The organism is Pseudoalteromonas sp. S3178, assembly GCF_005886985.1.
In the GTDB taxonomy this organism is placed as follows: Bacteria; Pseudomonadota; Gammaproteobacteria; order Enterobacterales; family Alteromonadaceae; genus Pseudoalteromonas; species Pseudoalteromonas carrageenovora.
The window spans coordinates 1-222 of record NZ_PNCW01000268.1 but is presented as its reverse complement, the minus strand read 5'-3'; the positions used below and the strand labels follow the sequence as shown (position 1 = coordinate 222).

Genomic DNA, 222 nt, shown 5'->3' with positions numbered 1-222 from the left:
CTATCACAAGGTTATGACGACACCCTATTCTCTGACCTAAATGGCCTTGTTGAAGTTGGCGAGAAAGTTGCCATCATCGGTGAAAATGGTGCCGGTAAAACGACACTACTCAACACCTTAGCAGGCCGTAAAGCGCCGCAAGCAGGTGAGTATAAATGGTCAGAAAACGCCAATATTGGTTACTATGCGCAAGACCATGCTGACGAATTTGAAAAAGATCTG

Annotated in this window: 1 protein-coding gene; it reads left to right on the top strand. The window is 45.5% G+C overall.

The genetic code is table 11. The features are described 5' to 3' along the window. Positions 1-222, top strand: a 222-nt coding sequence (locus CWC11_RS20915) for an ATP-binding cassette domain-containing protein (RefSeq protein WP_138684182.1), incomplete at both ends; no start/stop codon positions are given.